The 2,283-nt window shown below is 72.9% G+C and carries 3 protein-coding genes; 1 reads left to right on the forward strand and 2 read right to left on the reverse strand.

Translation table 11 applies throughout. The features are described from left to right. Positions 1–9 precede the first annotated feature (9 nt). Entirely contained in the window at positions 10–1,113 is a 1,104-nt protein-coding gene (locus GH736_RS21410) for an enoyl-CoA hydratase/isomerase family protein (RefSeq protein ID WP_235934602.1), read from the reverse strand. A gap of 57 nt (positions 1,114–1,170) precedes the next feature. Between GH736_RS21410 and GH736_RS21415 the strand changes: the two genes are divergently transcribed. Further along, positions 1,171–1,557 (forward strand): VOC family protein, encoded by a 387-nt coding sequence (locus GH736_RS21415; RefSeq protein WP_159606907.1) that lies wholly within the window; start codon positions 1,171–1,173, stop codon positions 1,555–1,557. A gap of 13 nt (positions 1,558–1,570) precedes the next feature. Here the strand turns inward: GH736_RS21415 and GH736_RS21420 are convergent. Then, positions 1,571–2,283 (reverse strand): GNAT family N-acetyltransferase (locus GH736_RS21420; protein ID WP_203230898.1); only part of this gene is annotated, 713 nt, incomplete at its 5' end.

Consider the following 2,283-nt stretch of genomic DNA (forward strand, 5'->3'; position numbering starts at 1 on the left):
AGGCGGGCGTCAGGCCGCGGGGCGGTCGGGCCAGACGGGTTCGTGCACCCGCGCCTCGACGACCCGGGCGGCGAGCTGCGGGTCGACCCCGGCGAGCGTACCCGGGCTCCACTTCGGCGAACGGTCCTTGTCGATGACCTGGGCCCGGATCCCCTCGCGCAGGTCGTGCTGCTCGATGAACCACGACACCAGGCGGAACTCCTGCTCGAGGGCGTCCTCGAGGCTGGGCAGGGTGCGGGCGCGACGAATTGCTTCGAGGGTGACGGTGAGGGCCGTCGGCGACAGCGTCTCGAGCTCGTCGGCGGCCGCCGCTGCGTAGGCGGATGCCGCGGGGTCGAGCGGATGCGTCGGAGCGGGGCGACCCTCGGCGAACGCCCGCAGCCGCGCGATGATCTCCTGCACCGTCGGCGCGGAGTAGCAGGCGTCGACCCAGTCACGCGCGAGGGCGAGCGTCGAGGGACCGGGCGTCTCGTCGAACAGCATGACGATCTCGGCCGGGCTGCCGGGGTCGGCGCGCTCGGCGAGGGCCTGGATCAGGTGCGGCAGCCGCTCGGAGGGCACGAACGAGTCGGCGAACCCCGCGTGCATCGCGTCGGCGGCATCCATCGTGCGGGAATTGAGGGCCAGGTGCACGCCCAGCTCGCCGGGCGCCTTGGCGAGCAGCCAGGAGCCGCCGACGTCGGGGGTGAAGCCGATGCGCGTCTCGGGCATCGCGACGCGCGAACGCTCGGTGACGATGCGGATGGCCGCGTGGCCGGCGAGGCCGATTCCGCCGCCCATGGTGATGCCGTCCATGATCGCCACGACCGGCTTGGGGTAGCGCGCGATCATGGCGTCGAGGCGGTACTCGGCGCGGAAGAAGTCGCGCGCCTCCTCCGCGTTGCCGTCGACGGCGTAGCCGTAGAGCTCGCGGATGTCGCCGCCCGCGGAGAAGCCGCGCTCGCCGGCGCCGTCGATCACGACCACGCCGACCTCGCTGTCGTCGCGCCAGGACTCGAAGACCTCGGTGAGCTCGCGAATCATCGAGTAGCTCAGCGCGTTGAGGGCCTGGGGTCGATCGAGCGTCACATGGCCGAGCCCGTCGGCGACGGTCACCGAGATCTGGTCGCTCACGACTGCCACCGTAGCGGCATCAGGGCGTGCGGCGTAGCCTCGCGTCGAGGAGGCCTCATGATCGAATCCGCGTTCCCCATCCTCGAGGTGCCCGACGTCGACGCGGCGCTCGCGTTCTACCGCGACGCGCTCGGCGGGGTCGTGACGTACACCTTCACCGTGCCGCCCGAGGGCGGCGACGTCGTCTATGCGTCGCTGGCGGTGGGCTCGTCGTCGCTCGGCATCGGACTGTCCGAGGACCCTCCTCCGCCCGGCAACGTGCTCCTGTGGTTCTACGTCGACGACGTCGACCGGGTGACGGCCCAGCTCGCCGGCGCCGGGGCATCCGTGATGGAGGAACCCACCGACCAGCCGTGGGGCGAGCGCACCTCGCTCATCGCCGACCCGTTCGGCACGCGCATCCGGCTGGGCGCCGCGATCTCGCCGCCGCCCGAGGAGGAGTAGGTCCGCACGGCGCTCATGCCGCGACCAGCGCGCGCACCCCGACGGGCGTGCGCAGGACGAACCCCAGCCGCTCGTAGAGCGCGACGGCCGAGCGGTTCGAGGCGAAGGCGTGCAGGAACGGCGTCTCGCCCCGGGCGACGATGCGGTCGGCCACGGCGGCGGAGAGCATCGCCGCGTAGCCGTGTCCGCGATGGTCTGGATGCGTGCAGACGCCGCTCACCTCGGTGAAGCCCTCGGGCTTCATGCGCTCGCCGGCCATGGCGACGAGGCGTCCGTCGACGCGCACGCCGACGAACCCGCCGAGCTCTGGCGTACGCGCCTCGAACGGACCGGGCTCGGTGAGCTTCGCGAGGGCGATCATCTCGGTCGCGTCCGCCGGGCCGAGCTGCTCGATCCGGCCGGTCGTCGGCACGGCGGCGAGACGATCGAGCACGAGCTGGACGCCGTCGGCGCTGAGTCGCACCACGGTGCCCTGCGGCACGGGGATGTCGCCGCGCTGCAGCAGCACCGCCCGGCCGTGCTCGGCCACGAGGCTCGCGAGCCGGGCGAGGTGCTCGTCGTCGTCCTCCGCGATCGCGGCGAAGGGCCCGATCTCGGGATCGAATCGTCGGGCGAGGTCGTCGCCCACGGCGAGGTCGCGCTGACGCATCGTCAGGGCGCTCCAGATCGGCCGGTCGAGCGGATGCCGCGTCATCGCGCCGCCTCCGTCGCGACGTGTCGCGCGAC

This window comes from Agromyces humi (genome assembly GCF_009720255.1).
Lineage (GTDB): Bacteria > Actinomycetota > Actinomycetes > Actinomycetales > Microbacteriaceae > Agromyces > Agromyces humi.

Coding starts and splice junctions, on each gene's coding strand:
- GH736_RS21415 (WP_159606907.1), top strand. CDS start 1,171: ATGATCGAATCCGCGTTCCCCATCCTCGAGGTGCCCGACGTCGACGCG.